Source organism: Bradyrhizobium sp. NBAIM14 (assembly GCF_020193895.1).
Classification (GTDB): domain Bacteria; phylum Pseudomonadota; class Alphaproteobacteria; order Rhizobiales; family Xanthobacteraceae; genus Bradyrhizobium; species Bradyrhizobium yuanmingense.
In genome coordinates, this window is the sequence record NZ_JADYVQ010000016.1 from 134,352 (window position 1) to 161,284 (window position 26,933).

The 26,933-nt window shown below is 65.2% G+C and carries 25 protein-coding genes; 13 read left to right on the plus strand and 12 right to left on the minus strand.

Translation table 11 applies throughout. The features are described from left to right. Positions 1–4: 4 nt before the first annotated feature. Together I6F28_RS28790 and I6F28_RS28795 are read left to right on the plus strand one after the other, a co-directional pair. Positions 5–1,324, plus strand: a complete 1,320-nt coding sequence (locus tag I6F28_RS28790; protein ID WP_036002855.1) for an SDR family oxidoreductase — start codon at positions 5–7, stop codon at positions 1,322–1,324. Positions 1,325–1,384: 60 nt separating this feature from the next. Continuing rightward, on the plus strand, positions 1,385–1,792 hold the full coding sequence (locus tag I6F28_RS28795) for a thiol-disulfide oxidoreductase DCC family protein (RefSeq protein ID WP_036024199.1): 408 nt from the start codon (positions 1,385–1,387) through the stop codon (positions 1,790–1,792). 22 nt (positions 1,793–1,814) lie between these two features. On the opposite strand, the gene I6F28_RS28800 is transcribed toward I6F28_RS28795, so the two are convergent. The 6 genes from I6F28_RS28800 to I6F28_RS28825 form a co-directional block, all read right to left on the minus strand. Continuing rightward, positions 1,815–3,059, minus strand: coding sequence for a flavin monoamine oxidase family protein (locus I6F28_RS28800; protein ID WP_225142342.1), 1,245 nt, complete (start codon positions 3,057–3,059; stop codon positions 1,815–1,817). A gap of 101 nt (positions 3,060–3,160) precedes the next feature. Beyond that, positions 3,161–4,987, minus strand: a complete 1,827-nt coding sequence (gene typA, locus I6F28_RS28805; RefSeq protein WP_036002847.1) for a translational GTPase TypA — start codon at positions 4,985–4,987, stop codon at positions 3,161–3,163. Between the two features lie 239 nt (positions 4,988–5,226). Beyond that, a complete protein-coding gene (locus I6F28_RS28810) occupies positions 5,227–5,514 on the minus strand; it encodes a hypothetical protein (protein ID WP_074447589.1) in 288 nt (95 codons plus the stop codon). After that, positions 5,511–6,956 carry a radical SAM protein gene (locus I6F28_RS28815; protein WP_225127911.1) on the minus strand — a complete coding sequence of 482 codons (1,446 nt, stop codon included), beginning with the start codon at positions 6,954–6,956 and terminating at the stop codon, positions 5,511–5,513. Before I6F28_RS28815 ends, I6F28_RS28810 begins: the two co-directional genes overlap by 4 nt. Next, positions 6,953–7,669 (minus strand): prolipoprotein diacylglyceryl transferase family protein, encoded by a 717-nt coding sequence (locus tag I6F28_RS28820; protein ID WP_225127910.1) that lies wholly within the window; start codon positions 7,667–7,669, stop codon positions 6,953–6,955. The genes I6F28_RS28815 and I6F28_RS28820 overlap by 4 nt, the downstream gene beginning before the upstream one ends. Before the next feature lie 221 nt (positions 7,670–7,890). Beyond that, a complete protein-coding gene (locus I6F28_RS28825) occupies positions 7,891–8,655 on the minus strand; it encodes a Crp/Fnr family transcriptional regulator (protein WP_225127909.1) in 765 nt (254 codons plus the stop codon). A 178-nt stretch (positions 8,656–8,833) separates the two neighbouring features. Between I6F28_RS28825 and I6F28_RS28830 the strand changes: the two genes are divergently transcribed. Then, on the plus strand, positions 8,834–9,214 hold the full coding sequence (locus I6F28_RS28830) for a response regulator (protein WP_225127908.1): 381 nt from the start codon (positions 8,834–8,836) through the stop codon (positions 9,212–9,214). A 4-nt stretch (positions 9,215–9,218) separates the two neighbouring features. On the opposite strand, the gene I6F28_RS28835 is transcribed toward I6F28_RS28830, so the two are convergent. The 3 genes from I6F28_RS28835 to I6F28_RS28845 form a co-directional block, all read right to left on the minus strand. After that, entirely contained in the window at positions 9,219–9,944 is a 726-nt protein-coding gene (locus I6F28_RS28835; RefSeq protein ID WP_225127907.1) for a hypothetical protein, read from the minus strand. A gap of 109 nt (positions 9,945–10,053) precedes the next feature. Beyond that, positions 10,054–11,595: an alkaline phosphatase D family protein gene (locus I6F28_RS28840; protein ID WP_225127906.1), complete on the minus strand. Its 1,542-nt coding sequence runs from the start codon at positions 11,593–11,595 to the stop codon at positions 10,054–10,056. 187 nt (positions 11,596–11,782) lie between these two features. Then, on the minus strand, positions 11,783–13,228 hold the full coding sequence (locus I6F28_RS28845) for a TAXI family TRAP transporter solute-binding subunit (RefSeq protein WP_225142344.1): 1,446 nt from the start codon (positions 13,226–13,228) through the stop codon (positions 11,783–11,785). Positions 13,229–13,380: 152 nt separating this feature from the next. Here I6F28_RS28845 and I6F28_RS28850 point away from each other — a divergent pair, with 152 nt between their 5' ends. Further along, a complete protein-coding gene (locus I6F28_RS28850; RefSeq protein WP_036002826.1) occupies positions 13,381–13,671 on the plus strand; it encodes a 4a-hydroxytetrahydrobiopterin dehydratase in 291 nt (96 codons plus the stop codon). A 114-nt stretch (positions 13,672–13,785) separates the two neighbouring features. Next, positions 13,786–14,172 carry a YkvA family protein gene (locus tag I6F28_RS28855; protein ID WP_036024189.1) on the plus strand — a complete coding sequence of 129 codons (387 nt, stop codon included), beginning with the start codon at positions 13,786–13,788 and terminating at the stop codon, positions 14,170–14,172. 173 nt (positions 14,173–14,345) lie between these two features. Here the strand turns inward: I6F28_RS28855 and I6F28_RS28860 are convergent, their stop codons facing one another. After that, complete coding sequence (locus I6F28_RS28860) at positions 14,346–15,320, minus strand: NADPH:quinone oxidoreductase family protein (RefSeq protein ID WP_036002812.1); 975 nt, start codon at positions 15,318–15,320, stop codon at positions 14,346–14,348. Positions 15,321–15,574: 254 nt separating this feature from the next. Here I6F28_RS28860 and I6F28_RS28865 point away from each other — a divergent pair, with 254 nt between their 5' ends. The 7 genes from I6F28_RS28865 to I6F28_RS28895 all read left to right on the plus strand — a co-directional run bounded on the left by I6F28_RS28865 (position 15,575) and on the right by I6F28_RS28895 (position 23,353). After that, the gene (locus tag I6F28_RS28865) at positions 15,575–16,414 is read left to right on the plus strand and encodes an SDR family oxidoreductase (protein WP_225127902.1); all 840 of its coding nucleotides are present in this window, start codon (positions 15,575–15,577) and stop codon (positions 16,412–16,414) included. A gap of 116 nt (positions 16,415–16,530) precedes the next feature. Continuing rightward, positions 16,531–17,199 carry an invasion associated locus B family protein gene (locus I6F28_RS28870; protein WP_036002810.1) on the plus strand — a complete coding sequence of 223 codons (669 nt, stop codon included), beginning with the start codon at positions 16,531–16,533 and terminating at the stop codon, positions 17,197–17,199. Positions 17,200–17,386: 187 nt separating this feature from the next. Then, positions 17,387–18,589 carry a dual-specificity RNA methyltransferase RlmN gene (gene rlmN / locus I6F28_RS28875; RefSeq protein ID WP_225142346.1) on the plus strand — a complete coding sequence of 401 codons (1,203 nt, stop codon included), beginning with the start codon at positions 17,387–17,389 and terminating at the stop codon, positions 18,587–18,589. A gap of 134 nt (positions 18,590–18,723) precedes the next feature. Continuing rightward, positions 18,724–19,218 (plus strand): hypothetical protein, encoded by a 495-nt coding sequence (locus I6F28_RS28880; protein WP_225142348.1) that lies wholly within the window; start codon positions 18,724–18,726, stop codon positions 19,216–19,218. Between the two features lie 57 nt (positions 19,219–19,275). Then, positions 19,276–20,052 carry a phosphatase PAP2 family protein gene (locus tag I6F28_RS28885; RefSeq protein ID WP_109142015.1) on the plus strand — a complete coding sequence of 259 codons (777 nt, stop codon included), beginning with the start codon at positions 19,276–19,278 and terminating at the stop codon, positions 20,050–20,052. Positions 20,053–20,143: 91 nt separating this feature from the next. Then, positions 20,144–21,481: an argininosuccinate synthase gene (gene argG, locus I6F28_RS28890; RefSeq protein ID WP_036024185.1), complete on the plus strand. Its 1,338-nt coding sequence runs from the start codon at positions 20,144–20,146 to the stop codon at positions 21,479–21,481. Positions 21,482–21,595: 114 nt separating this feature from the next. Further along, a complete protein-coding gene (locus tag I6F28_RS28895) occupies positions 21,596–23,353 on the plus strand; it encodes an alkaline phosphatase (RefSeq protein WP_036024183.1) in 1,758 nt (585 codons plus the stop codon). A gap of 93 nt (positions 23,354–23,446) precedes the next feature. On the opposite strand, the gene I6F28_RS28900 is transcribed toward I6F28_RS28895, so the two are convergent. Continuing rightward, complete coding sequence (locus tag I6F28_RS28900) at positions 23,447–24,067, minus strand: TetR/AcrR family transcriptional regulator (protein WP_074447591.1); 621 nt, start codon at positions 24,065–24,067, stop codon at positions 23,447–23,449. Positions 24,068–24,298: 231 nt separating this feature from the next. On the opposite strand from I6F28_RS28900, the gene I6F28_RS28905 reads away from it, so the two are divergent. Next, the gene (locus tag I6F28_RS28905) at positions 24,299–25,255 is read left to right on the plus strand and encodes a homocysteine S-methyltransferase family protein (protein WP_225142349.1); all 957 of its coding nucleotides are present in this window, start codon (positions 24,299–24,301) and stop codon (positions 25,253–25,255) included. 50 nt (positions 25,256–25,305) lie between these two features. Here the strand turns inward: I6F28_RS28905 and I6F28_RS28910 are convergent. After that, positions 25,306–26,933: OmpA family protein (locus tag I6F28_RS28910; RefSeq protein ID WP_225142351.1), on the minus strand; the 1,628-nt coding region annotated here is incomplete at its 5' end.

Below are 26,933 nucleotides of genomic sequence, written 5' to 3' on the forward strand. Positions count from 1 at the left end.
AGCGATGAGTGAGCGAACCGTTTTGGTGCTCGGCGCCTCCGGCCTGATCGGCCGCTTCGTCACCGACGATCTGCGCACGCGGGGCTTTCGCGTCGTCGGCGTGGCGCGGAGCCTGTCGCCGGCGCAGAGGATGAGCGCGCTGGACATCGAGCTGCCGATCCTCATCCTCGACACGGCCGCGCTGACGCGTCTCCTCAGCGAGCACGCGGTAGACGTCGTCGTGAACTGTCTCGGCGTGCTCCAGGATGGCCCCGGCAGCAACACGAGCGCGGTGCATCGCGATTTCGTCGCGCGACTGCTTCGGGCGATCGGCGGCAGCGGCCGCGCAATCCGGCTGGTGCACATCTCGATCCCCGGCTCCGCGGAGGCGGACCGCACCGCCTTCGCTACGACCAAACGCGAGGCCGAGCGCCTGATCGGGGCTAGCGGCATTCCTCATGCCATCCTGCGGCCCGGCTTCGTGGTCGCACCGTCAGCCTATGGCGGTAGCGCCATGCTCCGCGCGCTTGCAGCCTTTCCGATCGATTTGCCGGCCAAGGACATGGCAACGCCATTTCAGCCCGTGGCGATCGAGGATATTACGGCGACCATCGCCTGGCTCGCCGCGCGCGACATCGACGATGCCTCGTTGAGGGCGGTGAGCTGGGACCTGATGCAGGCCGAACCGATCACCATGGCCGGCGTCATCAAGCCGTTTCGCCATGCGTTCGGCACGGACGGCTGGCCGCGCATCGCGATGCCCCGCTTCCTGCTCGATCTCGGCGTGAAACTCGGCGATGTCGCCTGCTATCTCGGCTGGACGCCGCCGATGCGCTCGACCGCCATTGCCGAGCTGCGTCGCGGCGTGACTGGCGATCCGTCAGCGTGGAGCGCCGCGACGGGTATCGCGCCGAAGCATCTGGCTGAGGCGATCGGACGCCATCCTGCCAGCATCCAGGACAAATGGTTCGCGCGCCTGTTCCTGGTCAAGGCGCTGATTTTCGCAAGCCTGGTCGCGTTCTGGGTCGTCTCCGGTTTCATCGCCTTGTTCGTGTCCTACGGTGCCGCCGCCGGCATTTTGACCGCGCACAACTTTCCGCCCGCGCTGGTTGATCCCATCACCATCGGCACCAGCCTGATGGACATGAGCATCGGTGTCTTGATCGCCTTCCGCCGAACGGCTGCGATCGGCTTGGTCGCGGGTATTTTCGCTTCGCTCGGCTATATGCTGGGCGCGGCGATCCTGACGCCCGACCTCTGGATCGAGCCGCTTGGCGCGCTGGTGAAGACCGGGCCGGCGATCGTCTTGATGGTCGTCGCGCTCCTGATGCTGGATAACCGATAGCGTTTTCGAGCGAAGTGGATTCCGGTTCGCGTGAAGAAAACGCGTCAAAAAGAGAGTCTGATGCCCAAATGGCCTGAGGACGACGTCATTCTGTTCGACGGCGTCTGCATCTTCTGCTCACGCTGGGTCCGCTTCGTCGCCAAGCGCGACACGGCGAGGCAGTTTCGGTTCACGCCGATCCAGTCGGATTATGGCGCCCGGCTCGCGCGCACGTTCGGCATCGACCCCGATGATCCCGACACCAACGCGGTTGTCCACGGCGGCGAGGTGTTCATGAAGTCGGATGCTGTGCTGACGGTGCTGTCGCAACTCCCAGGCTGGCGCTGGGTGCGCGCATTATTCGTGTTGCCGAAGCCGCTGCGGGATGCGGTCTACAGCCTCGTCGCGCGCAACCGCTATCGCATCTTCGGAAAGTATGACGCCTGCTTCGTGCCAGATGCGGATTTGCGAGCGCGAGTGATCGAGTAGCCCGCAATGACGGAGCTTGCAGCTAAGGCTTGCCCAGAGCCGCCAGCACTTCCTTCGCCGCCCGCTCGCCGCTGTCCCGTGCACCATGCGCGGTCGTGAAGAAGGTCGGCGACGTCGCCTCGCCCGCGAAGAACAGACGTGCATCCACCGGCGCAGCCAGCACGGCACGGTCGCCGGCATGGCCGGGCAGCGCATGCGAATACGACCCCCGCGCAAAGGGATCGCGGGCCCAACGCGATTCATACAGCGGCTTCAGCTTGCGGCGGATATCGTTGCCGAGAAAACCCGCGATCTCGCTGATGGCTTGGGCGGCGATGGCACCGTCGCCGGCATCTTCCAGCGCGCGGGCAAAGCTGCCGCCGAAAAAGCCCTCGATGCAGGGCTGGCCGAACGGGCGGATGTGATAGGTGCCCATCTCCGTGCGCATGGTGGCGCCGCGTAGATTGCCTTCTGTCGGAAAGGTCTCGGCGTCATCGAGGGCCAGCGTCACCTTATCGTCGACGCCGAGCGGCAGGCCCGCCGCTGCGTTCACCTTTGCGGGGAGCGGCGGCGAGAAGCGGATGGCTTCTTCCGCGATGAGATTGGTCGGCACGGTGACGATCGCCTTGTCCGCGGTCAGCGCGCCCCGCGACGTCTCGATGTGGACGCGTTTGTCCGAATGATCGATCAGCGCGACATTGCAATTCAGCGCCACCGGGCAGGGCGCACCATAGGCCGCAATCAGCGCGCCATAGCCGCGGCGGACGCGCCAATTGAAGTTGGTGTCCTCATAGGCTTCCCAGTCCAGCGTCGACATATCCTTCAGCTCGCAGCCGTTGATATAGGTCGAGATCGCGTCGATCATCGGATTCCAGCGATTACCGGGCTCCAAATGCGAGCTCGCGGCCTCGTCCTTACCTGTTTGCGCCGCTTCCCACAGACGCTCATAGAACGCGTCCATTGCGCGCATGAAATCGTCGCGCTCGCTTTCCGGAAAGGCATTGCCGTAGGCCCGCTCGCGCCAGGGCGGCAGGTCCTTGTTGAGCTCGAAACCGAGCTGTCGCGCGATCGGCACGAAAGAGTTCTTGTCGGCCGAATGCAGCCAGCCGCAGCCGACGTCGAACGTCACCTCGGGTGAGGCCTGCACCGTCCAGGCCCGGCCGCCGAGCCGGTCACGTGCCTCCAGCACGATGACGGAGAGGCCACGGCCCGCCAGCGCGTGCGCCGCGCCGAGGCCGGCGGCACCAGCGCCGATGATCGCGACGTCGACGGAGGAGGGGAGGGACATGAAAAAGCGAATAGTGAGTGGCGAATGGCGAATAGAGTATCGGAACTAGGGCCTGTGGCCAAACGGCCCTATTCGCTACTCGCCAATCCCCATTCGCCCGCTTACGCCACCGCTTCCTTGGCCTTTTCCGCGCGCTTGCGCTCGTTCGGGTCGAGGTGCTTCTTGCGCAGGCGGATCGACTTCGGGGTGACCTCGACCAGCTCGTCGTCCTCGATATAGGCGAGCGCCTTTTCCAGCGTCATGCGGATCGGCGGGGTCAGGCGCACCGCTTCGTCCTTCGAGGTCGTGCGGATGTTGGTGAGCTGCTTGCCCTTGAGCACGTTGATCTCGAGATCGTTGTCGCGGGTGTGCTCGCCGACGATCATGCCGCGATAGACCTTCCAGCCCGGCTCGATCATCATCGGGCCGCGGTCTTCCAGCTTGAACATGGCGTAAGCCACCGCTTCGCCCTGGTCGTTGGAGATCAAGACGCCGTTGCGGCGGCCCTGGATCTCGCCCTTGTACGGGGCATAGCCGTGAAACAGGCGGTTCATGATCGCGGTGCCGCGGGTGTCCGTGAGCAATTCGCCCTGGTAGCCGATCAGGCCGCGGGTCGGCGCGTAGAACACCAGGCGCTGGCGGTTGCCGCCGGATGGCTTCATCTCGATCAGCTCGGACTTGCGCTCGCTCATCTTCTGCACGACGACGCCGGAATGCTCCTCGTCGACGTCGATCACGACCTCCTCGATCGGCTCCATGGTTGCGCCGGTCGCTTCGTCCTTCTGGTAGACGACGCGCGGACGCGACACCGAGAGCTCGAAGCCCTCGCGGCGCATGGTCTCGATCAGGATCGCGAGCTGGAGTTCGCCGCGGCCCGACACTTCCATCGCGTCCTTGTCGGCGGATTCGACGACGCGCAGCGCGACGTTGCCCTCGGCTTCGCGCAGGAGACGGTCGCGGATCATGCGGCTCGTCACCTTGTCGCCTTCGGTGCCGGCGAGCGGGGAGTTGTTGACGATGAACGACATCGACACGGTCGGCGGATCGATCGGCTGCGCCGGCAGCGGCACCTCGACGGTCGGGTCGCAGAAGGTGTCGGCGACGGTGCCCTTGGTGAGGCCCGCGATCGCGACGATGTCGCCGGCTTCGGCTTCATCGAGCGGGGTGCGCTCGAGGCCGCGGAACGCCAGGATCTTGGTGATGCGCCCGGACTCGACCAGCTTGCCGTCGGCGTTCAGCACCTTGACCTGCTGGTTCGGCTTCAGCGTGCCGGAAGAGATGCGGCCGGTGATGATGCGGCCGAGATAGGGGTTGGCTTCGAGGATGGTGCCGATCATGCGGAACGGACCTTCCTCGACCTTCGGCGGGGCGACGTGGCGCAGGATCAGGTCGAACAGCGGCTCCATGCCCTTGTCCTGCGGACCTTCGGGGCTATCCGCCATCCAGCCCTGCTTGGCCGACCCGTAGAGGATCGGGAAATCGAGCTGCTCCTCGCTGGCATCGAGCGCCGCGAACAGGTCGAACACCTCGTTGATGACTTCGGTCGGGCGCGCGTCAGGGCGGTCGACCTTGTTGATGACGACGATCGGCTTGAGGCCGACCTTAAGCGCCTTGGAGACCACGAATTTGGTCTGCGGCAGCGGGCCTTCGGCGGCGTCGACCAGCACCAGGGCGCCGTCCACCATGTTGAGGATGCGCTCGACCTCGCCGCCGAAATCGGCGTGGCCGGGGGTGTCGACAATGTTGACGCGGGTGTCCTTCCACTGCACCGAGGCCGCCTTGGCCAGGATGGTGATGCCCCGTTCGCGCTCCAGATCGTTGGAATCCATGGCGCGATCGGTCACCTTCTGGTTCTCGCGGAACGTGCCGGACTGCTGCAGGAGTTTGTCGACCAGGGTCGTCTTGCCGTGGTCGACGTGGGCGATGATGGCGACGTTACGAAGATTCATGAGTGAGCTTCTTTGCGGTCGAACAATGGGTTAAGCGCGATCTCGCCGGTCGGACCGGGACCTCTTCTCGAAACAACGCTGGAAGACTGGAAACGGGGCGCTTTCCGCCCAAAAAGGAAGCCCGGCCATATCAGACCGGGCGCCCTGCGCGTTGCGGCGCAATATATGCAAAAACGGCCAAAAAACAATGTGTTCTTTGACCGGTGGTTGACTGAATTTTGTCCGGGAATCCCCGGGGCTTAGGGCTGGGTCGGGGGGTGAGCGGGGACCCTGCGCCCCTTGATGGCCGCCCAGATCATGGCGACCCCGCCGATGCCCACGACCAGTCCCAGAAGGACGAACGGCGCGATGTCGCCAGTGATCTTGCCGTCCTCGAACATCGACACTCCGCCGAACAGGAGTGCGCAGAGACCTGGCAGCAGCATGAAGATCCCGGCGATCGCCATCAGCGCGGTGAGGCAACCGCTGCGAGCTGGGCCGGGCGTTGGTGCGGGTGGCGGTAGAACCGGCGGTGGCGTGTCGCTCATCGTGGTGCCTCCTCGGTTTGCCTCGCCTCGTGATAGGTTTGCCCCTCGAGCCCGGCGCGAATCCGGGAGATGGCGCCATTCCGATAGAACAGATTGTAGGTGTCGAACGGGATGATCGCCCCCTGCTCGGTCACGAAATGGATGCAGCTGCGCTTGACGTTGCCGACGCAGAAATTGAAGCGGTCGAGAAACTGCACGATGGTGACGCGGAAGACGTTTTCGTAGGTGAGCCCGTCCGGCACCTGAAAGCTCGGCAGACAGCACAACAATTCGCAGACGCGCTCGGACGTGTTGAGGGGCCCTGAGGAGAGCGAGAACAGGTCGATGAACTTTTCCCGCAGCATCGGATACTTTTCCGGGCTGATCGTGTTTGGCATCACCGCAACCAGCTGCTCTTGCGGAATCAACGAGGTCAGCGGCAGCACCTTCTCGCCGTTGCGCAGGCCATAGCCGATCGAGATGCTCTCGGGGTTGCAGGGCAGCGGGATCATGTCCTTGTCGCCGAACACGCCGGTTTCGATCACGCGCTTGCGGATCTCCGACAGCATGATGCGGTCGGTATTCTTGTCGAAGCTCTCGTTGCGGCCGGCATCCTGGACCGGCTGCAATGTCACCCCGCGCACGCACGTCCAGGTCAGCGCGTGGCGCACGATGTCGCCGATCTCGGAATCGTTGACGCCGCGCTTGATGGTCGCGACCAGCGTGGTCGAGATGCCGTAATGCTCGAGATTTTCCAGCGCCTGCTGGCGGATTTTCCGTAAGTCCGCGCCGCGCAGGTTGATCAGCGCATCGCGATGCAGCGAATCGAACTGGAGATAGATCTCCAGCCCGCGCCTATTTTTGGCGAGCCGCGCCACGAAATCCTTTTCGCGGGCGATGCGCAGGCCGTTGGTGTTGATCATGACGTGGCGGATCGGCCGGGCGCGCACCGCGTCCAGGATCGCGAAGAAGTCGGGATGCAGCGTTGGCTCGCCACCGGAAATCTGCACGAGATCGGGCTCGCCCTCGCTCGCGACCAGCGCGTCGAGCATCTTCTCCACCGTCGCGAGCGGCGTGAATTTGGTTCGTGCCGGCGAGGACTCCGCAAAGCAGACCGGGCAGGTGAGGTTGCAATGCTCGGTGATCTCGATCAGCGCCAGGCAGGAATGCTGCTCGTGGTCGGGACAGAGACCGCAATCATAGGGGCAGCCGAATTGGGTTCGTTCCTGGAATTGCAGCGGCCGGTCGCCCGGCTTGATGAAATCCTTGCACAGCCGCCAATAGGCGGCATCGGTCGACACCAACGTCGATTGCACGCCGTGCTCCCTGCAACGCTTTTCGTACCAGACCTCGTTGCCGAGAATCTGGATCTTGGTCGGAACCAGCTTCAGGCAGGTCTCGCAAAGAGATTGGGTCTGGCCCCAGAAGATGTAGGGGCGCGACTTACGCAACGGCGCGTTCATGCAAGTGACTCGTTTTGTAAGCGTCTCGCTTGGGGTGCCGTCGCGAGCATGAATGCGGCGTAGAGCAGGACGGACAGCGACAGTAGGTGAAACAGGGTCAGGGGCCCGACCAGCGTGCCATAGGGCTTGAGGAATTCCCATAGGAAGCGCTGCATTCCGTAATAGGCGAGCACCAGGTAGAAACCATTGGTGATCGTGAACGCGTTCCGGTTCAAGACCGCCACCACATAGGCGAGCGCGAACAGGGCCATGGCCGCGCTCTCGTAGAGCTGCACGGGATGGCGGCGAACGCCGTCGCCGAAATCATGGCCGAAGGGCAGCGCCGTCGGCGTGCCATAGGTGAAATCGTCGAGCCCTGCGAAGTAACAGCCGATCCGGCCGATCGCGATGCCGAGCGCCAGCGGCAGCGCGAAGCGCGCGCCGGTTCGCACCGTGACGCCTGCGGACCATTTGTAGAGCTCGATCGCCACGATGCCGCCCGCCAGCCCGCCCTCGACCGAGCGCGCAATGCCGCTTTGCCCGGACAGCCACAGATTGGCGGAGCCGAACAGATAGGCGCCAAGGCCTGCGCCAAACACCAGCGTGGCGATATAGGGCAGCGCGAAGGATTGCGAGGGAAACTGCAAGCCCCGTCGCGACAGCCAAAAGACGGCGGTAGCCGCCGCCAGCCAGGCCAGGATGTCGAAGAGAGTGTGAAGGAAAGCCCCGCTCATGCCGGGCCAGTATAGCACGGCTACGTTCAAACAGCGCGATGCGCATGATTGCGCCCTCTCCCCTTGTGGGAGAGGGCATCACCGCTCGCAGACACAGGCTCACTGGGGTGAGGGGTGTCTCTCCGCATCTCATTTGCAAGTGTGAGCGCGGAGAGAAACCCTCATCCGGCGCTTCGCGCCACCTTCTCCCACAGGGGGAGAAGGAAGAAAGCAAGAACCGCTTACCCGGCCTCCCGCTCCTCGGTCGGATAGACCCCGCGCAGCACCTCCTCGAAATGCATCTTCACCGCATCGTTGCACAGGCAGGCGCGCAGCCTCAGGCCGTCGCGGTTGCGGACGAGGATCGAGCCGCGCCGCGTGTCGAGCACGCCTTCGGCCTTGAACGACTGAAGCACGCGGCTGGCATAGGAGCGGCCAACGCCGAGCAAAGTCGCGAGCTGTTCGTGGGTCAGCGGCACACTGGTCTCGTCGCCGGTCCGCTCCATCGCCGCCAGGATCCATTTGGCGGTGCGCTGCTCGATCGAATGGATCGCGTTGCAGGCGGTCGACTGGAAGATCTGGGCCAGCATGCAATCGGCATAGCGGGCAAAGACGTTGCGCAGCGACGCCGAGCGCAGCTTGGCCGCTTCCAGCTTGGCAACGTGAATGCGCGCAAACGGTCCGCCGAATTTGACGCAGATCCGGGTATAGGCCGGCAGAAACCCCTCGCTGACGATGCCGCCCACCGCGCCTTCGCGGCCGACCAGAATGGTTTCGACGTCGCGGCCATCCTCGTTGGGGACGAGGAAAGTCGCGAGCGACGGGCCGCAGGGGAAGTGGACCACCTGCACGTCATCGCCGGGATTGTAGAGCAAGTGCCCGGCTGCAGAGTCCTCGACGGTCACGTGCGGCGCCACGAGGCCGTAGTCGAGCTGACTCAAACGCCGCAGCAGATTGTTGGCCGGCCGGCTCTCGACCTCGGTGATCTTGCCGATACGCGCATCCATTCTGAACTCCCACCCTTCCTCCCACCTTAGCGAGTTCCATCCGTTTCCTGTGTGCACAAGTGGACAGACCAGATAACGATGATGTGGTGAGTTTCGTTCCGGGAACCCCCGATGCGCTGCGCGCAGGCATCGTGTCGCGGCAGTCCTGATCCAAAAACCCCCAAACCAAGATGCGATCATGGTACCTGCACACTGCAATGGCACAGGCTGGCCGGCCGATGTTCTGATCGTCGAGGACGATCCGATCATCGCGATCGATTTCGAGGATCGCCTGCTCGGATTTGGTGTCGCCGCCGTGCGGACCGTGGGTTCGGTGACGCAGGCGTTGAACGCCATCGCCAAACGGACACCCGATTTCGCGCTGCTCGATGTCGAGCTGATCCGCGAGACGAGCTTTGCGATCGCCGAGCGGCTGATCGCGCTGAAGGTTCCGTTCGTGTTCGTCACCGGCTACGGCGCCGAGGTGCGCATCCCGCCCGAATTGGCGGGCCGGCCCCGGCTGCAGAAGCCGTGCTCGAGCGAGGCGCTGGAGGCGGCGCTGCAGAGACGGGACACCTGATCGCCTATTTGCCGGAGCGAATGCAGAGCTCGGCGAGGTCAGTCTCGACGCCCTTGAAGAAGGTGTGCGGAGACGGCGCCGGCGATGAGGCCTTCCTGATCGCCGCACTCTGCGCAATCGCCTCTTGATCGGACAATTGCAGGAAACGTTTCAGCGCCTTCGAGCGACTCTTCCTGGCGAATGTCTCCAACCGCTCTTCCGTTGCATCGGTCGGATTGAGACGGAGCAGACCTTCGTTGCCTGTCTGCAATGGATAGACCCCTCCAAGTTTCACGCGGGCGATCACGTTGTAGCGGTCGAAATGCTCGAAGATCAAATCCAGGATCTTCGCCTGACGTATCGGCTCTTCCATCGCGAGATAGCGCTTTACGTCTGGATTGCTCTTCAGGCTTTCCAATTCGGCTGCGCCGGCAAATGGATTGTCGGAGGTCTGCCGGTCGATGAACGCCGATGCGCCTTCCAGCATATGCGTGCCCCATCTGATGACGATATCGCGGCCGCGCGGTTCGAGCTGGTCGGCAGCCAACCCCTTGTCCGTCAGACATGCCGGGTCGGCGCTTGCGCGCAGTGACTTGCCGAGCTCGGCGGTCAGCGCCTTACCGTAAGGCGAAGCGAGGGCCTCGCGCACCAGCGTCGCTTTGTCCTGAGCCTTCTCTTGGGTCTGCGCGCATGTGGGGGATGCTGCGCTCAGCAGCAGCGCAATAACGATCGTTGGGCGGCTGAACGGCACGGCATCAACTCGAAAACGGCTCGGACGGCATCACGCCCTCGAAAATGCGCGGGCGCTCGCAATTGTCGTCCGGGCCGGCCGGATGGTTCATCCGGCTTCGAATTGGCCGTCACGCAAGCTTCGGATCGAGCGTGGTCGACCACAGCGCGACGTCGGCGCGATCGCGCAGGGTCACCGTCATCCGGCCGGACGCGCCGTCGATCTTGACGTGACCAAAGAACTGCATGCCGGCGGACGGCGGCAGGTTCTGGCTATCCTTGCCCGGCGCCTTGACGAAGCGCACCTGGGGGCCAAAGGTATTGTCGAGCGCGTTCGGGCCGAACGTGCCCGCGTGCACCGGGCCCGAGACGAACTCCCAGAACGGCTCGAACTCCTGGAATTGCGCCTTGTTCGGATCGTAATAATGCGCGGCGGCGTAGTGCACGTCCGCGGTCAGCCACACCGTGTTGCTAATCGGCGCCACCTTGATGAAGCGCAGGATGTCGGCGATCTCGAACTCACGGCCACGCACCGGGCCGTCGCCCTGTGCAACGGCTTCCGAGCCGCCCTTCGGCGTGTCGGAGACGATCAGGCCGATCGGCATGTCCGATGCGATCACCTTCCATGTCGCGCGTGAATTCAGCAGGCCGCGCTTGAGCCAGGTGATCTGGTCCGGGCCGAGGAAATAGCTGGCGGGGCCATAGGCGGTTTCGAGATTGGCACCGTTCGGTGCGCGATAGCTGCGCTCGTCGAGCACGAATACGTCGAGATGCGGGCCGTAGGAGATCTGGCGATAGACGCGGCCGGGTTCAGTGATGCTCTCCCGCATCGGGTACATCTCGTGGAAGGCCCGGCCCGCGCGGGCTGCGAGCAGTGAGATGTCGCGCACCTTGTAGGCGGCCGGCAAGTCTTTCGACAGCGACCAGTTGTTGGTGACCTCGTGGTCGTCCCACTGCACGAAGACCGGCACCTCGGCATTGAAGGCGCGGAGATTGTCGTCGGTGAGATTGTATTTGTACGCGGCGCGAAACTCGTCCAGCGTCTCGGCGACCTTGGCCTTCTCCGGGATGGTCAGATTCTTCCAGATCTTGCCGTCGGCGAGCTTCACCTCGGGTTGGATCGGACCGTCGGCATAGATCGTGTCGCCCGAGTGCAGGAAGAAATCCGGCCGGTGCTTGCGCATGGTCGAGAAGGTGACCATGCCGCCGTCGTCGGGATTGATGCCCCAGCCCTGCCCTGCGACGTCGCCGCCCCAGACGAAGCTGACGTCGCGGTGGTCGGCCGGCGCGGAGCGGAAGCGGCCGGTCACCGCCTCGCCCTCGATCGCGCTGTGGGAGAGATCGCGGAAGCGGACGCGGTAGAAGATGTCCTGGCCGGCGGGTAGATTTTCGACCAGCATCTTGGCGGTGAAGTCGCTCTCGGGCAGCGCCGCGATCGGCGGCAATGCCCGGGCGTCCTTGAAGGACTCGCTCGTGGCGACCTCGACCAGCATCTGCGCGGGCCGGTCGGTTCGCGCCCACACCACGCCGCCGTCGACGGTGATGTCGCCCGCTTGCACGCCGTGGGTGACTGCCGGCCGGTCGGCCGCGCGCGAAAGATAGGGCATCGCCATTGTGCCGAGCGCACCGGCGCTGCTGGCGAGGAAGCGGCGGCGGGAGAATGTGATGGTCATGAGGCTCCGACCCCGGGGCTTGGGGGGGGAGTCCGTCATTCCGGGGCGCGCGTAGCGCGAACCCGGAATCCATGTCTCCCCGCGAATGCTGCGCAATGGATTCCGGGTTCGATGCTTCACATCGCCCCGGAATGACGTTGGGAGCTATATTGAGACAATGTGACGCAGCAATAACGCGCGCGGGCGCTCACGCGTTGCCGGCGGCCCGGAACTGCGCGCTGGCACGTTGCAGGTTCGGCGGCAGGCTGAACAGCACAGCCTTGCGGTCGGCGACGGCGGCGTGGAATTGGTCGAGTGCGATGTTGAAGGCGGTGAGCGCGGCTTCCTCGATCGCGCCGTGATCGAAGCAGCGCAGCGTGTCGCGCAGGATCTCGTCGGCCTCGGTCTGCATCTGGTCCAGCTCTTCGGTCGTCTCGCACTTGCGTGCCGCGGCGATCATGTCGAGCAGGCGTTCGCGCTGGTGATTGTTGTTGTCGCGCTCGTCCTTCTTCAGATAACCGGCGAACCAGGCGCCGACCGAGCCCATGGCCGAGAGCGCCATCAGGCTCCACCAGATGTAATCGCTGTACTTGTCGAGGAAGGTCTTCTCCTCGCCGTCGACGAAAGCGGCCGCACCCGGATGCACCGGGATCACTGCATCCTTGTCGGTGTCGGGCGTCTCGATCTTCGCCGCCAGCGGGAATTCCGTCACCAGTTGCTGGCGCACGGCGAAGAGCTGGCGCGTGAACGCTGCGATGTCGGCCTCGGACACGCCTTTGCGCGCTACGATGTGGTGCGCGAAGCTGATGGTCTTGACCTCGTCCTCGGGCCGGTCGGGCGAGCCGCCGTAGGTGCCGGCGGGGATCTCGCCCGCTTCATAGACTGGATGGTTTTGCGCGATCGCATCGGCGGAATCGATGGCGAGGAAGGTTGGCGTGCCGCCCTCCCTGACCGATGCCGAGATCGCGTCCGCCGTGATCTTGCTGTTGACCGGGCCTGCCGCGAGGTAGACGTCGGCCTTCTGCGCCTTGATCGCCTCGGCAACTTCATTGACGGGAAATTGCACGATCTCGACCTTTGCCGGGTCGACGCCGTATTGGTGCAGGATCACCTTGAGCAGATTGACGTTGGCCTGGGTGCGGCCGACGACCCCGACGCGATGGCCGGCGAGCTGCGCGATCTTGGTGATCTTCGCGCCCTTCTTCTTTCCTTTGGCGGGCACGGACCACAGCACCACGACGTTCTTGCGCAGGGTCGCGACAGCCTGCGCGTTCTTCGGCACGTCGAGATCGCCGCGCACGATGGCGAGATCGACCTTGCCTTCCGCGAGCGCATTGGCACTGGCGGTCGCGCCGTCGGTCTGGATCGGGCGCAGCCGCACATAGCTCTTGTGCTGCGCGAAGCCTTGCGTCAGCGCCTGCACGACCTTGACGTCGTCGCTGTTGGCGGGGCCGACCGCGATTCTGAGCGTCACGGGACGCATCGCGAAGTAATAGCCGCCGGCGACCACGCCGACGATCGCAAGCAGGAACGCCAGAGACACGAGCGCCGTCTTCCGCGCCGCGGATCGCGGCGAAGGCGGAGGGGGCGTTTCGGCCAGGTCCAATCCCCCGGTCATCGGTCTCCCAAAGAGGCGCTTCAGGCTCGGTTTCATCTTGGCCGGCGATTTACGCCCGCAATTGTAGCAAATTTCTTGTCCGGCGGGGTTACATCTCCGTCATGGTTAGCGGATGCAGGAAATCCCGTATGAACCGGGGCGCCGGGGCGGTGTTAGAGTAAAGTTCCCCCTAGAGGACGGAGACGACCATGGCAGAACGGCTCTCGGCGGAGGCGCGCAGGCAGGCGCTGGGCGGACTATCCGGCTGGACTGACGTCCAAGGCCGCGACGCCATCGGGAAAACCTTTGTCTTCAAGGATTTCAACGAGGCGTTCGGCTTCATGACCCGCGCCGCGCTGGTCGCCGAGAAGATGGATCACCACCCCGAATGGCGCAACGTCTACAAGACGGTGGAGGTGGTGCTGTCGACCCATGACGCCGGCGGCGTCACCGCGCGCGACATGGCGCTCGCCAAGGCGATGAACGCCATCGCAGGCTGACACCAAGCAGACGTCTTGAAGCAGACGTCTTGCAGGGACCGGCTGCATCCCCATCTTGTGATCAGCCGGGATCGGGCGGTCCTCCGCCTCCCGCAGAACGGGGAGCGTTTGAGCATGGCTGCCGAGCACAGCGTTGGCTTCGAGCCGGCCGATCGGCTCGCGGAAGATCGCGAGAGCGTGCGCCGCCGCTTCTGGCGCAAGCTGAAGCGGGTCGCTGCGCATCTGCCGTTCGCGGAGGATCTACTTGCCGCCTATTACTGCGCGTTCGACCGGCAGACGCCGCGTCACGTCCAGGCTTCGCTGCTCGGTGCAATCGCCTATTTCGTCCTGCCGTTCGATTTCGTCGCGGACGTGATGCCCATGCTCGGCTTCGCCGATGACGCCGCCGTGCTCGCCACTGCCATCCGCATGGTTGCCGGTCACATCACGAACGAGCATCGCGAGGCCGCCCGCGCCGTGCTGAGGCGCGGCGTAGATGAGGCGGACGTCGAGGCAGCGTAACAGTTTCGCCACGCCTTCCGCTGTCATTCCCCGCGAAGGCGGGGAATCCAGTACGCCGCGGCCTCCCGGTTCAATCGCTGACGTCACGGAGTACTGGATCGCCCGCCTTCGCGGGCGATGACAGTGAGTGTGTGGTGTGCAGGTCGCGACAAACGCGTTTCCGTCCCGCATCCTCACGGATGCAAGATCACCTTGCCCATGGCCTGACGTCCCGCCAACACCTTCAACGCATCGGCCGTCTGCGCCAGCGGGAAGGTGCGGTCGACATGCGATGAGATCTTGCCTTCCGCGGTCCACTTCACCAGCTTCTCGAGATTGGCGCGGTTCTTGGCCGGGTTGAGCCGGGTCCAGGCGCCCCAGAACACGCCGCGGATGTCGCAGCCCTTCAGGAGCGCGAGGTTCAGCGGCATCTTGGGAATGTCGCCGGCGGCAAAGCCGATGACGAGGAAGCGGCCTTCCCATGCGATCGAGCGCAGCGCCTGTTCGGCGTAAGCACCACCAACGGGATCGAAGATGATGTCGACGCCCTTGCCGCCGGTGAGCTTGCGCAGGCCTTCCTTCAGATCTTCCTTGGCATAGTTCAGCGTCAGCTCGGCGCCGTGCGCCTTGGCGAATTCGAGCTTCTCGTCCGACGAGGCGCAGGCGATGACCTTCAAGCCCATCAGCTTGCCGAGCTCGCAGGCCGCAAGGCCGGTGCCGCCGGCCGCGCCCAGCACAGCGAGCGTCTCGCCCGGCTTGGGGCTGGCGCGATCTTCCAGCGCATGCAGCGCGGTGCCGTAGATGATGATGATGCCGGCCGCGCGGTCGTAGTCGAGATTGTCGGGGATCTTCACGATCGATGCCGCCGGCAGCGCGATCTTCTCGCGTGCGCCGTTGTGGCCGCAGGAGGCGACCACGCGATCGCCGACCTTGAGATCAGTGACACCAGCGCCGATGCTCTCGATCACGCCCGCAACTTCCGCGGCCGGCGAGAACGGGAACGGCGGCTTGATCTGGTACTTGCCCTGGATCATCAGGATGTCGAAGAAATTCAGCGCCGCCGCCTTGATCGCGATCACGGCTTCGCCGGGCCCCGCCACCGGATCGGGCACCTCAGTCAGGACGAGGTCGTCGGGCTGGCAATATTGCGAGCAGAGGATGGCTTTCATGGCGGCACCTTGAGGGCGTTTCGGGTGGAATTATAGTTTGGCCGTTTCTGCCGGATTTAGGCAGTGGCGACAATCCGGATTCTTTGTCTGGGGTCAGCGACGGCCTATCCTCCGTCGTTGCGAGCGCAGCGAAGCAATCCAGAGTCCGTCCTGCGGAATAGTCTGAATTGCTTCGCGAAGCCCGTCATCGGGCCGCGCTTCGCGCGGACCCGGTGGCTCGCAATGACGAAATCCGCGGAGAAAGGATTCAAACGATGTTTGAAACAAGCCTGCTGAAGAACAAGCGCATCCTCATTACCGGGGGTGGTTCGGGTCTCGGCGCTGCGATGGGGCGTCGCTTCCTCGCGCTCGGCGCCGAGCTCGTGATCTGCGGCCGCAAGCTCGAGCGGCTCGAGGCGACGGCGCGCGAGATGCGCGACGAGATCGGCGGCACGGTCATCACCATCGCCTGCGATATCCGCGACGGTGCGGCGGTCGACGGCATGATGGATGCGATCTGGCGCGAGGCGCCGCTCGACATCCTCGTCAACAATGCCGCTGCCACCTTCATCGCACAGAGCGAGCATCTCTCCTTCCGCGCCGCGGACGCGATCCTGGCGCCGACACTGCATGGCGCGATGTATTGCACGCTCGCCGCCGGCAGGCGCTGGATCGAGGCTAATCATCGCGGCGTCGTGCTGTCGATCCTCTCGACCTCCACCATTACCGGCCGCGCCTTCACCGTTCCCTCGGCGATGGCGAAATCCGCACTGCTGGCGATGACCAGGAGTCTTGCGGTGGAATGGGGCCCGAAGGGCATCCGGACCGTGGCGATCGCGCCGGGCCCGTTTCCGACCGCAGGGGCCACCGGGCAGCTCCGTCCCGAAGGCCGCGACGAAGGCTGGACCTCGCGCAATCCGCTCGGCCGCACCGGCGAGCACGGCGAGCTCGCCGATCTCGCCAGCTTCCTGGTCTCGGATCACGCCGCCTACATCAATGGCGAGATGGTGGTGATCGACGGTGGCGCGCATCTGCGCAGTTCCGGCGCCGAGGATTTGCTCGGCTGGACCGAGGCGCAATGGGCCGCGCAACGCGCCGCCCGATCCAGGGCCTAGCCGCCGAAGATACCGCTAACTGCCTTCCCAAATTGAACTTTCCCGGCTATCCCTGCCCGGGGACAAAGCGCGCTCGGGCCATCTTCCAGTCACAATATTGAGGGAACCAACGCGGCATGTGGCGGGTGCTGATTTTAGCTTTGATGACTGGCGTGGCGGCCGGGGGAATCGCCGTGTCTGCGCGGGCGCAGACGGCGCAACCGACGCCCAAGTCCAGTCCAGCTCCAAAAGAGGCGGCACCGAAGCCGGCGGCGCCGCCGGCCAACACCAACGCAAAGGCGGCCCCGAAGCCCGAGAGCAAGCCGGCGGCCCCGGCTGCGGCCGTTGCGGGGGGCGCGGAGCCGACCCTGATCGGGCAGTTCGGCACCTGGGGTGCCTATTCGGCGACGCCGAACGGCAAGAAGGTCTGTTTCGCGCTGGCCAAGCCGTCATCGTCGAAAACCAACCCGCCGAACCGGCCGCGCGACCCCGCCTATGCCTTCGTCTCGACCCGGCCGGCCGAGAAGGTCAACAACGAAGTCTCGGTCATGATCGGCTATGCGCTGAAGCCGGGCTCGGAATCGACCGCCGAGGTCGGCGGCGCCTCCTTCGCCATGTACACGCAGGGGGACGGGCTCTGGATCAAGAACGCGGCCGAGGAGGAGCGGATGGTCGAAGCCATGCGCAAATCCGCCGATCTCGTCGTCAAAGGCGTCTCGGCCAAGGGGACCGAGACGACCGACACCTTCTCGCTGAAGGGCCTCGCCCAGGCGCTCGACAAGATCGCGCAGGATTGCCGGCGTTAAGACTGCGGGCGATAAGGTCGCAATCGGCGGTGCCGGTTGTTATATAAGGGCCGTTCCAGATTTCTTCGTCATTCCGGGGCGCGCACAGCACGAACCCGGAATCTCCGAGGTTCCGGGTCTGGTCCTCAGGGTCGCTTCGCGATCCCTTCGGACCATCCCGGAACGACCAAGCCATTAGGTCCATTCAATGCAACCGACGACCGAGCCGCACAACGGCCTCCTGGTGGAGAAGACCCCGCTCGAAACCTATGTGCCGCCGGCCAAGCCGTCGCTGATCGGCCTGTCGCGCACCGAGCTGGCCGATCGGCTCGGCGAGATCGGCGTCGCACCGGCGCAGCGCAAGATGCGGGTGCAGCAGCTGTGGCACTGGCTCTATTTCCGCGGCGCCCAGAGTTTTGACGAGATGAGCTCGATCTCGAAGGGCATCCGCGCCGAGCTCGCGCAGCATTTCACCGTGGACCGGCCGGAAGTCGTGGTCGAGCAGATCTCCAACGACGGCACCCGCAAATGGCTGTTGCGCCTGCCGAGCGGCGACAATGTTCAGAAGGCGCATGAAGTCGAATGCGTCTACATCCCCGAGACCGACCGCGGCACGCTCTGCGTTTCCTCGCAGGTCGGCTGCACGCTCAATTGCGCCTTCTGCCACACCGGCACCCAGCGCCTGGTGCGCAACCTCACCGCCGGCGAGATCGTCGGCCAGGTGATGGTCGCGCGCGACCGTCTCAACGACTGGGCCGATCGCGAGGACGGCACGCGCCGCGTCACCAACATCGTGATGATGGGCATGGGCGAGCCGCTCTACAATTTCGACGCGGTGCGCGATGCGCTTCTGATCGTCGGCGACAACGAAGGCATCGGCATCTCCCGCCGCCGCATCACGCTGTCGACCTCGGGCGTGGTGCCGAACATCGTGCGGGCCGGCGAGGAGATCGGCGTCATGCTCGCGATCTCGCTGCACGCGGTGCGCGACGAGCTGCGCAACGAGCTGGTGCCGCTCAACCGCAAATATCCGATCAAGGAGCTGCTGCAGGCCTGCCGCGACTATCCCGGCGCATCGAACGCGCGCCGCATCACCTTCGAATATGTGATGCTCAAGGGCGTCAACGATTCGCTCGACGATGCCAAGCTGCTGGTGAAGATGCTCAAGGGCATTCCGGCCAAGATCAACCTGATCCCGTTCAATCCCTGGCCCGGCACCGCCTATGAATGCTCGGACTGGGACCAGATCGAAAAGTTCTCCGAATATATCTTCAACGCCGGCTATTCCTCGCCGGTGCGCACCCCGCGCGGCCGCGACATCCTCGCCGCCTGCGGCCAGCTCAAGTCGGAGACGGAAAAGCTCTCGGCGCGCGAGCGCCAGGCGCTGCGCGCCATGGCGATGACGGATTAGTGTGTCATGCCCGTGCTCTCGCCTCCTCGTCATTGCGAGGAGCGTAGCGACGAAGCAATCCAGACCGTCTCCGCGGACGTATGTCTCGATTGCTTCGCTCCGCTCGCAATGACGACAATCGGGACTTCTTCGTCATGTCCCTGATCGGCCGCCTCGTCGTCATCTTCATCGGCTTCCTCGCCGCCTGCTTTGTCGGCGGCATGATCGTCGTCGTCGCGCTGCTGTTTCCGGAATTCGCCGATCTCGGCGCCGGTCCGGTCGACCAGGGCACGATCGACATCCTGCTCGGCTTCGGCTTCATCTTCGTGTCCGGCTTTGCGGTGGTGCCGGCGGCGGTGATCGTCGCGATCACCGAAGCGCTCTACATCCGCAGTGCGATCGCCTATGCCGTCGGCGGCGGCCTTGTCGGGCTCGCCTGCTATCTCGGCCTCGTCCCGTTCCATTCCGACACGTTGCAGTTCGAGGGCATCGTCCGGCGTCACCTGGAGATCATGACCGGCGCGGGCATCGTTGCCGGCTTCGTCTACTGGCTGATCGCCGGCCGCAACGCCGGCGTCTGGCGCGAACCGCCGTCCCCGCGGAAACCACCGCCGCCATTGCCGGCGAATTCAAGGCCGGGCCCGCGGTGAGTTTCCTACCCTCCCCTGGGGTTTCCATCTCCATCCCACTCCGCTAAACCGCGCGCCATGAACCGTACCGGACTCTTCATTGCCCTGGCGCTGTGGCTCGTGATCGGCGTCGTCTTCGGCCTCTATCCCGAGCTCGACCTCAAGCTCGCATCGCTGTTCTTCGACGCGGAGACCAAGACGTTTCCGCTCAAGCTGAACGGGTGGGCCGGCTTTGCGCGCGATGCGGCGATGTGGATCGCCTGGGCCTTCGCCCTTCCCTCGATCGTCGCGCTCGTGGTCAAGATGATCCGGCCCGACCGGCCGCTGATGGTGCCGGGGCGTACGGTCATCTTCCTGCTGGTGACGATGACCATGTCGGCCGGTATTTTGACCAACCTGACGTTCAAGAATTATTGGGGCCGTCCGCGTCCGGTGGTGGTGACCGAGTTTGCCGGCGATCAGCAATTCGTGCCGTGGTGGGATCCGCGCGGCACTTGCGGGCGCAATTGCTCGTTCTTCTCCGGCGAAGGCGCGACGGCGTTCTGGACGCTGGCGCCGGCCGCGCTGGCGCCGCCGGCGTGGCGGCCGCTCGCCTATGCCGCCGCCGTGGTGTTCGGCGCCTTGACCAGCGCCCTGCGCATGGCCTTCGGCGGGCACTTTTTCACGGACGTGTCGATCGCCGGCCTCGTCACCTTCGTCGTGATCTGGTTCGCCTACGCGCTGATTTACCGCTGGCCGCGGACGCGGTTCTCGGACGAAGCGGTGGATGCCGCCCTGACCCGGTTGAACATGCCCGCTTACCGGCTCCGCCAGCGCCTGTTCGGCCGCAAGACCGACCCCGAGCCCTCGGTTTGAGCCATTAAAGGGGTGCCGAGCCCCGCGAAATTTGATATTCGCGCGGTCGAACGCACCCATCACATCAGCTTGAGACCCGATTGGAAGCCCCATGACCACGATCCTGAAAAGCCTGCCCAAGGGTGAGAAAGTCGGCATCGCTTTTTCGGGCGGCCTCGACACCTCTGCGGCGCTGCTCTGGATGAAGCAGAAGGGGGCGCGCTGCTACGCCTACACCGCCAATCTCGGTCAGCCGGATGAAGCCGACTACAACGAGATCCCGCGCAAGGCGATGGAGTTCGGCGCCGAGAACGCGCGCCTCGTCGATTGCCGCACGCAGCTGGTCCACGAGGGCATCGCCGCGATCCAGTCCGGCGCCTTCCACATCTCGACCGGCGGCATCACCTATTTCAACACCACGCCGCTCGGCCGCGCCGTCACCGGCACGATGCTGGTCGCAGCGATGAAGGAAGACGGTGTCAACATCTGGGGCGACGGCTCGACCTTCAAGGGCAACGACATCGAGCGCTTCTACCGCTACGGCCTGCTCACCAATCCCGGCCTGAAGATCTACAAGCCCTGGCTCGACCAGCAGTTCATCGACGAGCTCGGCGGCCGCGCCGAGATGTCGGCATTCATGACCGCGCAAGGCTTCGCCTACAAGATGAGCGCGGAGAAGGCGTATTCGACCGACAGCAATCTGCTCGGCGCCACCCATGAGGCAAAGGATCTCGAGAGCCTCGACAGCGGCATCAAGATCGTCACCCCGATCATGGGCGTGCCGTTCTGGCGCGACGACTGCGCAGTCAAGGCCGAGAAGGTCGTGGTGCGTTTCGAGGAAGGGCAGCCGACCGCGCTGAACGGCCAGACCTTCTCCGATCCGGTCTCGCTGTTCCTCGAGGCCAACGCGATCGGCGGTCGTCACGGCCTCGGCATGAGCGACCAGATCGAGAACCGCATCATCGAGGCCAAGAGCCGGGGCATCTATGAGGCGCCCGGCATGGCGCTGCTGCACATCGCCTATGAGCGCCTCGTCACCGGCATCCACAACGAGGACACGATCGAACAGTACCGGATCAGCGGCATGCGCCTGGGGCGCCTGCTCTATCAGGGCCGCTGGTTCGATTCGCAGGCGTTGATGCTGCGCGAGACCGCGCAGCGCTGGGTCGCGCGCGCCGTCACCGGCCAAGTCACGCTCGAGCTGCGCCGGGGCAACGATTATTCGATCCTCAACACCGAGAGCCCCAACCTTACCTATGCGCCGGAGCGGCTGAGCATGGAGAAGGTGGAGGACGCCGCCTTCACGCCGGCCGACCGCATCGGCCAGCTCACCATGCGCAACCTCGACATCGCCGACACCCGCACCAAGCTCGGTCTCTATTCGAAGACCGGCCTGTTGTCGGGCAGCGAAGGCTCGCAGATCTTCCGGCTCGAGAGCGACAAGGGCTGAGGCTTTCCGGAGCCCGGATTGCGCTTCGCTCCATCCGGGCACCGAGCTTAATGACGCTGTCATTCTCGGCCGCTACGCTTTCACTGTTGGAAACGGGATTGCGGAGCATCGCACATGGTCAGGGGATCGGCACTCGCCTCTCTCATTGTTCTCTGTTGGGCATCATCATCGTCGGCGCAGACGATCTATCCGATCGATCGCGCCGAGATCCTGGCCGGAGCCAAGTTCGACTTCAAGGTCGAGCTCCCGGGGCTGATCGATCCCGCCAAGTTGAAGGTGACGGTGAACGGCGCGGATTACGCGGCCGCGTTCGGCCGCTCCGGAACCTTCGTCGAGCGCGAGGACGGCAAGGAGCAGTCGGCCCTGGTCCTGCGCGACGTCACGCTGACCAAGCCGGGCAGCGTAAACGTGGATGTGAGCGACGGCACGCGCCAGCGCAGCGTCACATGGACGGTTTACGACACCGGCCCGCGCAAGGCGAAGAACGTCATCCTGTTCATCGGCGACGGCATGTCGCCGGCGCATCGGGTCGCCGCGCGAATCCTGTCCAAGGGCATTTCGGAAGGCAAGAGCCGCGGCAAGCTCGCCATCGACGACATGCCCCATATGGCGCTGGTGGCAACCGCCGGCTCGGACTCGATCATCACGGACTCCGCGAACTCGGCGAGCGCCTATGCGACCGGGCACAAGAGCGCCGTCAATGCCCTCGGCGTCTATGCCGACCGCAGCGCGAGCCCGCTCGACGATCCCAAGGTCGAAACCATCACCAGCCTCGCCAAAAGGCGGCTCGGCATGGCGATCGGTGTCGTCACCAATACCGAGATCGAAGACGCGACGCCGGCGGCGATGGTCGCGCACACCCGCCGGCGTGCCGCCTATGACGACATCGTCGAGCAGTTCTTCGCGGCAAAGCCGGATGTGATGATGGGCGGCGGCAGCGCGAATTTTCTGCCGAAGTCGGCTGCCGGCTCCAAGCGCAAGGACGAGACCGACTACATCGCGAAGTTTCGCGATGCCGGCTATCAGGTGGCGACCACCGCGGGCGAGCTCAGCGCCTCCGCCGCCAAGCAGGAGACGAGCAAGCTGCTCGGCCTGTTCGCCACCGGCAACATGGACGGCGCGCTCGACCGCAAATTCCTCAAGGGCGGCGGCGTCAAGAAATTCCCCGAGCAGCCTGATCTGACCGAGCAGGTGCAGGCGGCGTTGAAAATCCTCTCGAAGAACGAAGCCGGCTTCTTCCTGATGGTCGAATCCGGAATGATCGACAAATACGCGCATTTGCTCGACATGGAGCGCGCGGTCTACGACACGATCATGCTCGACAACGCGGTGCGTCAGACGCGCGAATGGGCGCGCGCACGCGGCGACGACACCCTCATCCTGGTGCTGGCCGATCACAATCACCCCAACAGCCTGGTCGGCACGGTGAACGACGACATGGGCACGACGCCCAACGTGCCCTTGCGCGAGCGCGTCGGGGTCTACGATCAGGCCGGATTCCCCAACTATCCCGCGCCGGATGCGGAAGGTTATCCGTCACGCATCGACGTGAGCCGCCGGCTTGCCATCTTCTCGGCGAGCCTGCCCGATCATTACGAGACGTTCCGTCCGAAGCTCGACAATCCCAACGAGCCGACCGTCAAGGCCGGCGACGACGGCACCTTCAAGGCCAACGACAAATACAAGGAGGTCCCGGGCGCGGTGCTGCGCCCCGGCAATCTGTCGTCGCTGGTCGGCGCCAGCGTGCATTCGGGCGAGGACGTCATTGTCACGGCGGCGGGCCCGGGGAGCGAGCGCGTGCACGGCTCGATGGACAATACCGAAGTGTTCCGCGTCATGGCCGAGGCGCTGGGATTGGCTGCGCGAGAATGATGGGGGCGACTGGCCAACCTGGGCCCAATCACATTCCTGCCGCTGGCGAGCGCGGCAGGACGGGCCGCCCTGGTCCGCTCACGTTCCATCAATTCACGACGAGTGAGGCGGCGTGAAGACCAGCTTCACGCAGCTGCGGAAGAGCAGGATCTGTCGCTCCAGCCGCTTCGGGTCGTTGAGCGTCTTCGACATGATGATTGCGCCGTCGACCACGCACGAGATCATCTCCGCGAGATCGTCGAGGTCGATCGGCTCGCGGGGCGGATAGACCGCGGCGATGCCGTCGAGAATCTCGCGGAAGTGCGCATTCCAGCTCCGGACCGATTGTGCAGTCAGATCGCGAACATCGCGGTCGAACAAGCGCTCCTGGTAGCAGATGCTGGCGATCAGACAGCCGGGATGGCCGTTCGGCAGATCGGCCATGACTTCAGCGAGTAGTTTCAGCGAGATCAGGAACGACTGCAGCGGGTCGTCGGAGAGCTCACGTCCGCGCCTGAAGATCTCATCGAACAGGCGGTCATTCGTATCCACGTACCGGCGCAGCATCTCCCGTGCGAGCGCGTTCTTGTCCCTGAAGTGATAGAAGAAGCCGCTCTTGGTCAGTCCGGCCTCGGCAATGACCTCCTCGATCGAGGTGGCGCCGAAGCCCTTTGCAAGCACCGCCGCTTCCGCGATCTCGAGAATGCGCTCGCGCGTCGCTTCGCCCTTTCCCATCGATGTCTCCAGAACTGTACCGACGGTGCGGAAATTGGCCCTTGGGGGCCAAGGCCCACTCCGCGTGACTCCTGCAAATCATTGATTTGTCTCCGCTTGCGGGTGGAAGTTCAGCCGCACCACGGGGCTTCTAGAGCGACGCGACATTATGCGGCACCAAATGCCGCGACCGAACACGGGCCTAGCGCGACCGAGTGAAGAGAGCGGCCCGTCCAAATGATGGAGCGATCAATGGCCAGATACAGACATGGTCTGCCGCAGCGCGGCGGCGGCATTTTCCTGACCGACGGCGGCATGGAAACAACCCTCATCTTTCAGCACGGGCTGGAGCTGCCCCACTTTGCGGCATTCGTGCTGCTCGACAGCGCGGATGGCCGCGCGCATTTGAGGCAGTACTACGAAGCCTACCTGCGTATCGCGCGGCAGCATGGGCTCGGCTTTGTCCTCGACAGTCCGACCTGGCGCGCCAACCCTGATTGGGGCGCCAAGCTCGGCTATGATGCGGCCAGGCTCGCGGCCATCAACATGCGCGCCATCCGCTTCCTCGACGAATTGCGCGGCGCTTGGGAGTTGCCCGGCATGCCTTGCGTCATCAACGGCGCGATCGGTCCGCGAGGCGACGGCTACAAGGCCGGCAACATGGACGCGGCGGAGGCGGAAGCCTACCACTCAGGCCAGATCGCGGCCTTCGCCGAGGCGGGCGCCGACATGGTGACTGCATTCACGCTGAACAGCATCAACGAAGCGGTGGGCGTGGTCCGTGCAGCCAAGAGGCAGGACATTCCGGTCGCCATCTCTTTCACGGTCGAAACCGATGGCCGCCTCGTCCGGGGAGAGTCGCTGCGCGAGGCGATCGAGGCGGTCGACGACGCAACTGAACGTGCCTGCGAATACTTCCTGATCAATTGCGCGCACCCAACTCACTTCGAGAGTGCACTCGCCGCAGGCGAGGCGTGGGTTCAGCGCATCCACGGCATCAGAGCCAATGCATCGGTCAAGAGCCACGCCGAGCTCGACGAATCGGAGGCGCTGGACAGTGGTGATCCCCAAGATCTCGGCCGCCGCTACCATTTGCTGAGGCGCGCATTCCCCGGCATGCGCATTCTCGGCGGCTGTTGCGGCACTGATCACCGGCATGTTGCCGCCGCTTGCGAGGCATGCCTGCCGTCGGAAGCAATGACGGCGTGACAAGAAAAATGGCCGGGATCGCTCCCGGCCATTGTCTTCTTGCGAAGGTCTTACTGGCGCGGCGGAGGCGCCGCGTTGGCCTGGTCGCCGTTGAGCAACGGCGTGATGCGACGGACGGTGACGCGCCGGTTGATCAGGCTCGCGCCTTGCGTCTGCTCCTTCAGATACTGCTCGCCATAGCCCTGCGACGTCAGGTTCTCCGCGGGCACACTGAATTGCTGCGTCAGCAATTCGGCTGCGGCCTGCGCGCGGCGATCCGACAGCGACAGATTGTCGACCTCGTTGCCGACCGCATCGGTGTGGCCCTCGATCAGGAACACCTCCTGCGGGTTGGCCTGGAGCGCCTGGTTGATGCCGTCGGCGATCACTTGCAGCCGCGCCGCCTGATCCGGCGGAATGGTCCACGATCCGGTCTCGAAGTTGATCGTGTTGACGTCGATGCTCGGCATCTGCATGCGAACATTCGGGCTGTAGCGGATCTCGTCGAGCGAGTAGCGCCGGTCGATCCGCTGCACCGGCGGAGCCCGCATCGTTTCGTAGATCACCTGCGGCGGCGCCTCCTGGGCGTCGACGATGTAGCGATCGTAGGGAATGTTGACCACCGGCGGCGGCACGTCGACGTAGAAGCCGCCGACCGCCCGCGGATCGCGGTAGGTGTTGTCGATGATCACGATCTCGCGTCCGCGCGGGTCCCGGCGGATACGACGCAGCAGCGAGCCGTCCGGCCCGACCACGGTGATCACCTCGCTGCCGTCGGGACGGATCACGACGGTGCGGGTTTCGCCGCCGACGGTGTCGGTGCGGATGTCGCGGGCGCCATAGCGGAAGCGATAGAGATCGTTGCCGCGGACGTAAGCCTGCCCGCCCGGATCGCGGATGATGATGCGGTCCGGCTCGGTGTAGACGGTGCGGCCGCCTTCGACGACCTCGCGCCGCTGGTTATGGATATCGGCGATGGTGGCGCCGATCACGGCGCCGGCCACCACGCCCGCGCCGATCGCGAGCGGCGTCAGGTCACGCTGCTGCGGACGCGGCGGCGGCGGCAGGGGCGCGGCGACTGTCGGCGCGGCGCGGAAAGCCGGCGCGACCGTCGGCGGTCTGTATTGTGCCCGGTCGGGCGGCGGCGCTGCGGCCGGCGTGCCGGGCACCACGGTCGGAGCCGCGGCGCCGGCCGGAGGTGCCGGCGGCCGGGCGGGCGCACCAGCCTGCGGCGGCGCAGCCGGAGTCCCGGCGGCGGGCGCGCCGGCAGGAGGCGTTCCACCCTGCTGCCCCGGGGCTGGCGTCGCTGTCGGGGCCGGGGTTGCGCCGGGCGCGGGCGTTGCCGACCCCGGACGTCCGGGCGGCGGGGGTGGCGGCGTGCTGCCGGGCGCGGGCGTTGCCGTTGGAGCGGGCGTGGCGCCGGGTGCGGGTGATCCCGGCGGGGGCGGCGGCGCGCCAGGACGTACGCCGGGCGGAGGTGCGCCGGGGCGACCAGCCGGCGCTGCGCCGGGCGTGCTGCCGGGAGCCGGCGTTGCGGTTGGCGCAGGTGGCGTCGTCGGTGCCGGGGTCGCCGTTGGAGCCGGCGTGACTGCCGGCGCAGGCGCGCCGGGGCGGGCCGGGGGCGCGGCTGTCGGAGCAGGCGGTGTTGCCGTGGGCGCAGGCGCGGGAGTCGGCCGAGCCGGCGGAGCCGCTGCGGGAG

Bases quoted from the DNA above. Each gene is read 5' to 3' on its own strand.
- I6F28_RS28905 (WP_225142349.1), top strand. From the start codon at position 24,299: ATGGCCAGATACAGACATGGTCTGCCGCAGCGCGGCGGCGGCATTTTC.
- I6F28_RS28795 (WP_036024199.1), top strand. From the start codon at position 1,385: ATGCCCAAATGGCCTGAGGACGACGTCATTCTGTTCGACGGCGTCTGC.
- I6F28_RS28850 (WP_036002826.1), top strand. From the start codon at position 13,381: ATGGCAGAACGGCTCTCGGCGGAGGCGCGCAGGCAGGCGCTGGGCGGA.
- I6F28_RS28855 (WP_036024189.1), top strand. From the start codon at position 13,786: ATGGCTGCCGAGCACAGCGTTGGCTTCGAGCCGGCCGATCGGCTCGCG.
- typA (WP_036002847.1), bottom strand. From the start codon at position 4,987: ATGAATCTTCGTAACGTCGCCATCATCGCCCACGTCGACCACGGCAAG.
- I6F28_RS28810 (WP_074447589.1), bottom strand. From the start codon at position 5,514: ATGAGCGACACGCCACCGCCGGTTCTACCGCCACCCGCACCAACGCCC.
- I6F28_RS28800 (WP_225142342.1), bottom strand. From the start codon at position 3,059: ATGTCCCTCCCCTCCTCCGTCGACGTCGCGATCATCGGCGCTGGTGCC.
- I6F28_RS28895 (WP_036024183.1), top strand. From the start codon at position 21,596: ATGGTCAGGGGATCGGCACTCGCCTCTCTCATTGTTCTCTGTTGGGCA.
- I6F28_RS28900 (WP_074447591.1), bottom strand. From the start codon at position 24,067: ATGGGAAAGGGCGAAGCGACGCGCGAGCGCATTCTCGAGATCGCGGAA.
- I6F28_RS28790 (WP_036002855.1), top strand. From the start codon at position 5: ATGAGTGAGCGAACCGTTTTGGTGCTCGGCGCCTCCGGCCTGATCGGC.
- I6F28_RS28860 (WP_036002812.1), bottom strand. From the start codon at position 15,320: ATGAAAGCCATCCTCTGCTCGCAATATTGCCAGCCCGACGACCTCGTC.
- I6F28_RS28815 (WP_225127911.1), bottom strand. From the start codon at position 6,956: ATGAACGCGCCGTTGCGTAAGTCGCGCCCCTACATCTTCTGGGGCCAG.
- rlmN (WP_225142346.1), top strand. From the start codon at position 17,387: ATGCAACCGACGACCGAGCCGCACAACGGCCTCCTGGTGGAGAAGACC.
- I6F28_RS28840 (WP_225127906.1), bottom strand. From the start codon at position 11,595: ATGACCATCACATTCTCCCGCCGCCGCTTCCTCGCCAGCAGCGCCGGT.
- I6F28_RS28820 (WP_225127910.1), bottom strand. From the start codon at position 7,669: ATGAGCGGGGCTTTCCTTCACACTCTCTTCGACATCCTGGCCTGGCTG.
- I6F28_RS28865 (WP_225127902.1), top strand. From the start codon at position 15,575: ATGTTTGAAACAAGCCTGCTGAAGAACAAGCGCATCCTCATTACCGGG.
- argG (WP_036024185.1), top strand. From the start codon at position 20,144: ATGACCACGATCCTGAAAAGCCTGCCCAAGGGTGAGAAAGTCGGCATC.
- I6F28_RS28885 (WP_109142015.1), top strand. From the start codon at position 19,276: ATGAACCGTACCGGACTCTTCATTGCCCTGGCGCTGTGGCTCGTGATC.
- I6F28_RS28845 (WP_225142344.1), bottom strand. From the start codon at position 13,228: ATGAAACCGAGCCTGAAGCGCCTCTTTGGGAGACCGATGACCGGGGGA.
- I6F28_RS28825 (WP_225127909.1), bottom strand. From the start codon at position 8,655: ATGGATGCGCGTATCGGCAAGATCACCGAGGTCGAGAGCCGGCCGGCC.
- I6F28_RS28830 (WP_225127908.1), top strand. From the start codon at position 8,834: ATGGTACCTGCACACTGCAATGGCACAGGCTGGCCGGCCGATGTTCTG.
- I6F28_RS28880 (WP_225142348.1), top strand. From the start codon at position 18,724: ATGTCCCTGATCGGCCGCCTCGTCGTCATCTTCATCGGCTTCCTCGCC.
- I6F28_RS28870 (WP_036002810.1), top strand. From the start codon at position 16,531: ATGTGGCGGGTGCTGATTTTAGCTTTGATGACTGGCGTGGCGGCCGGG.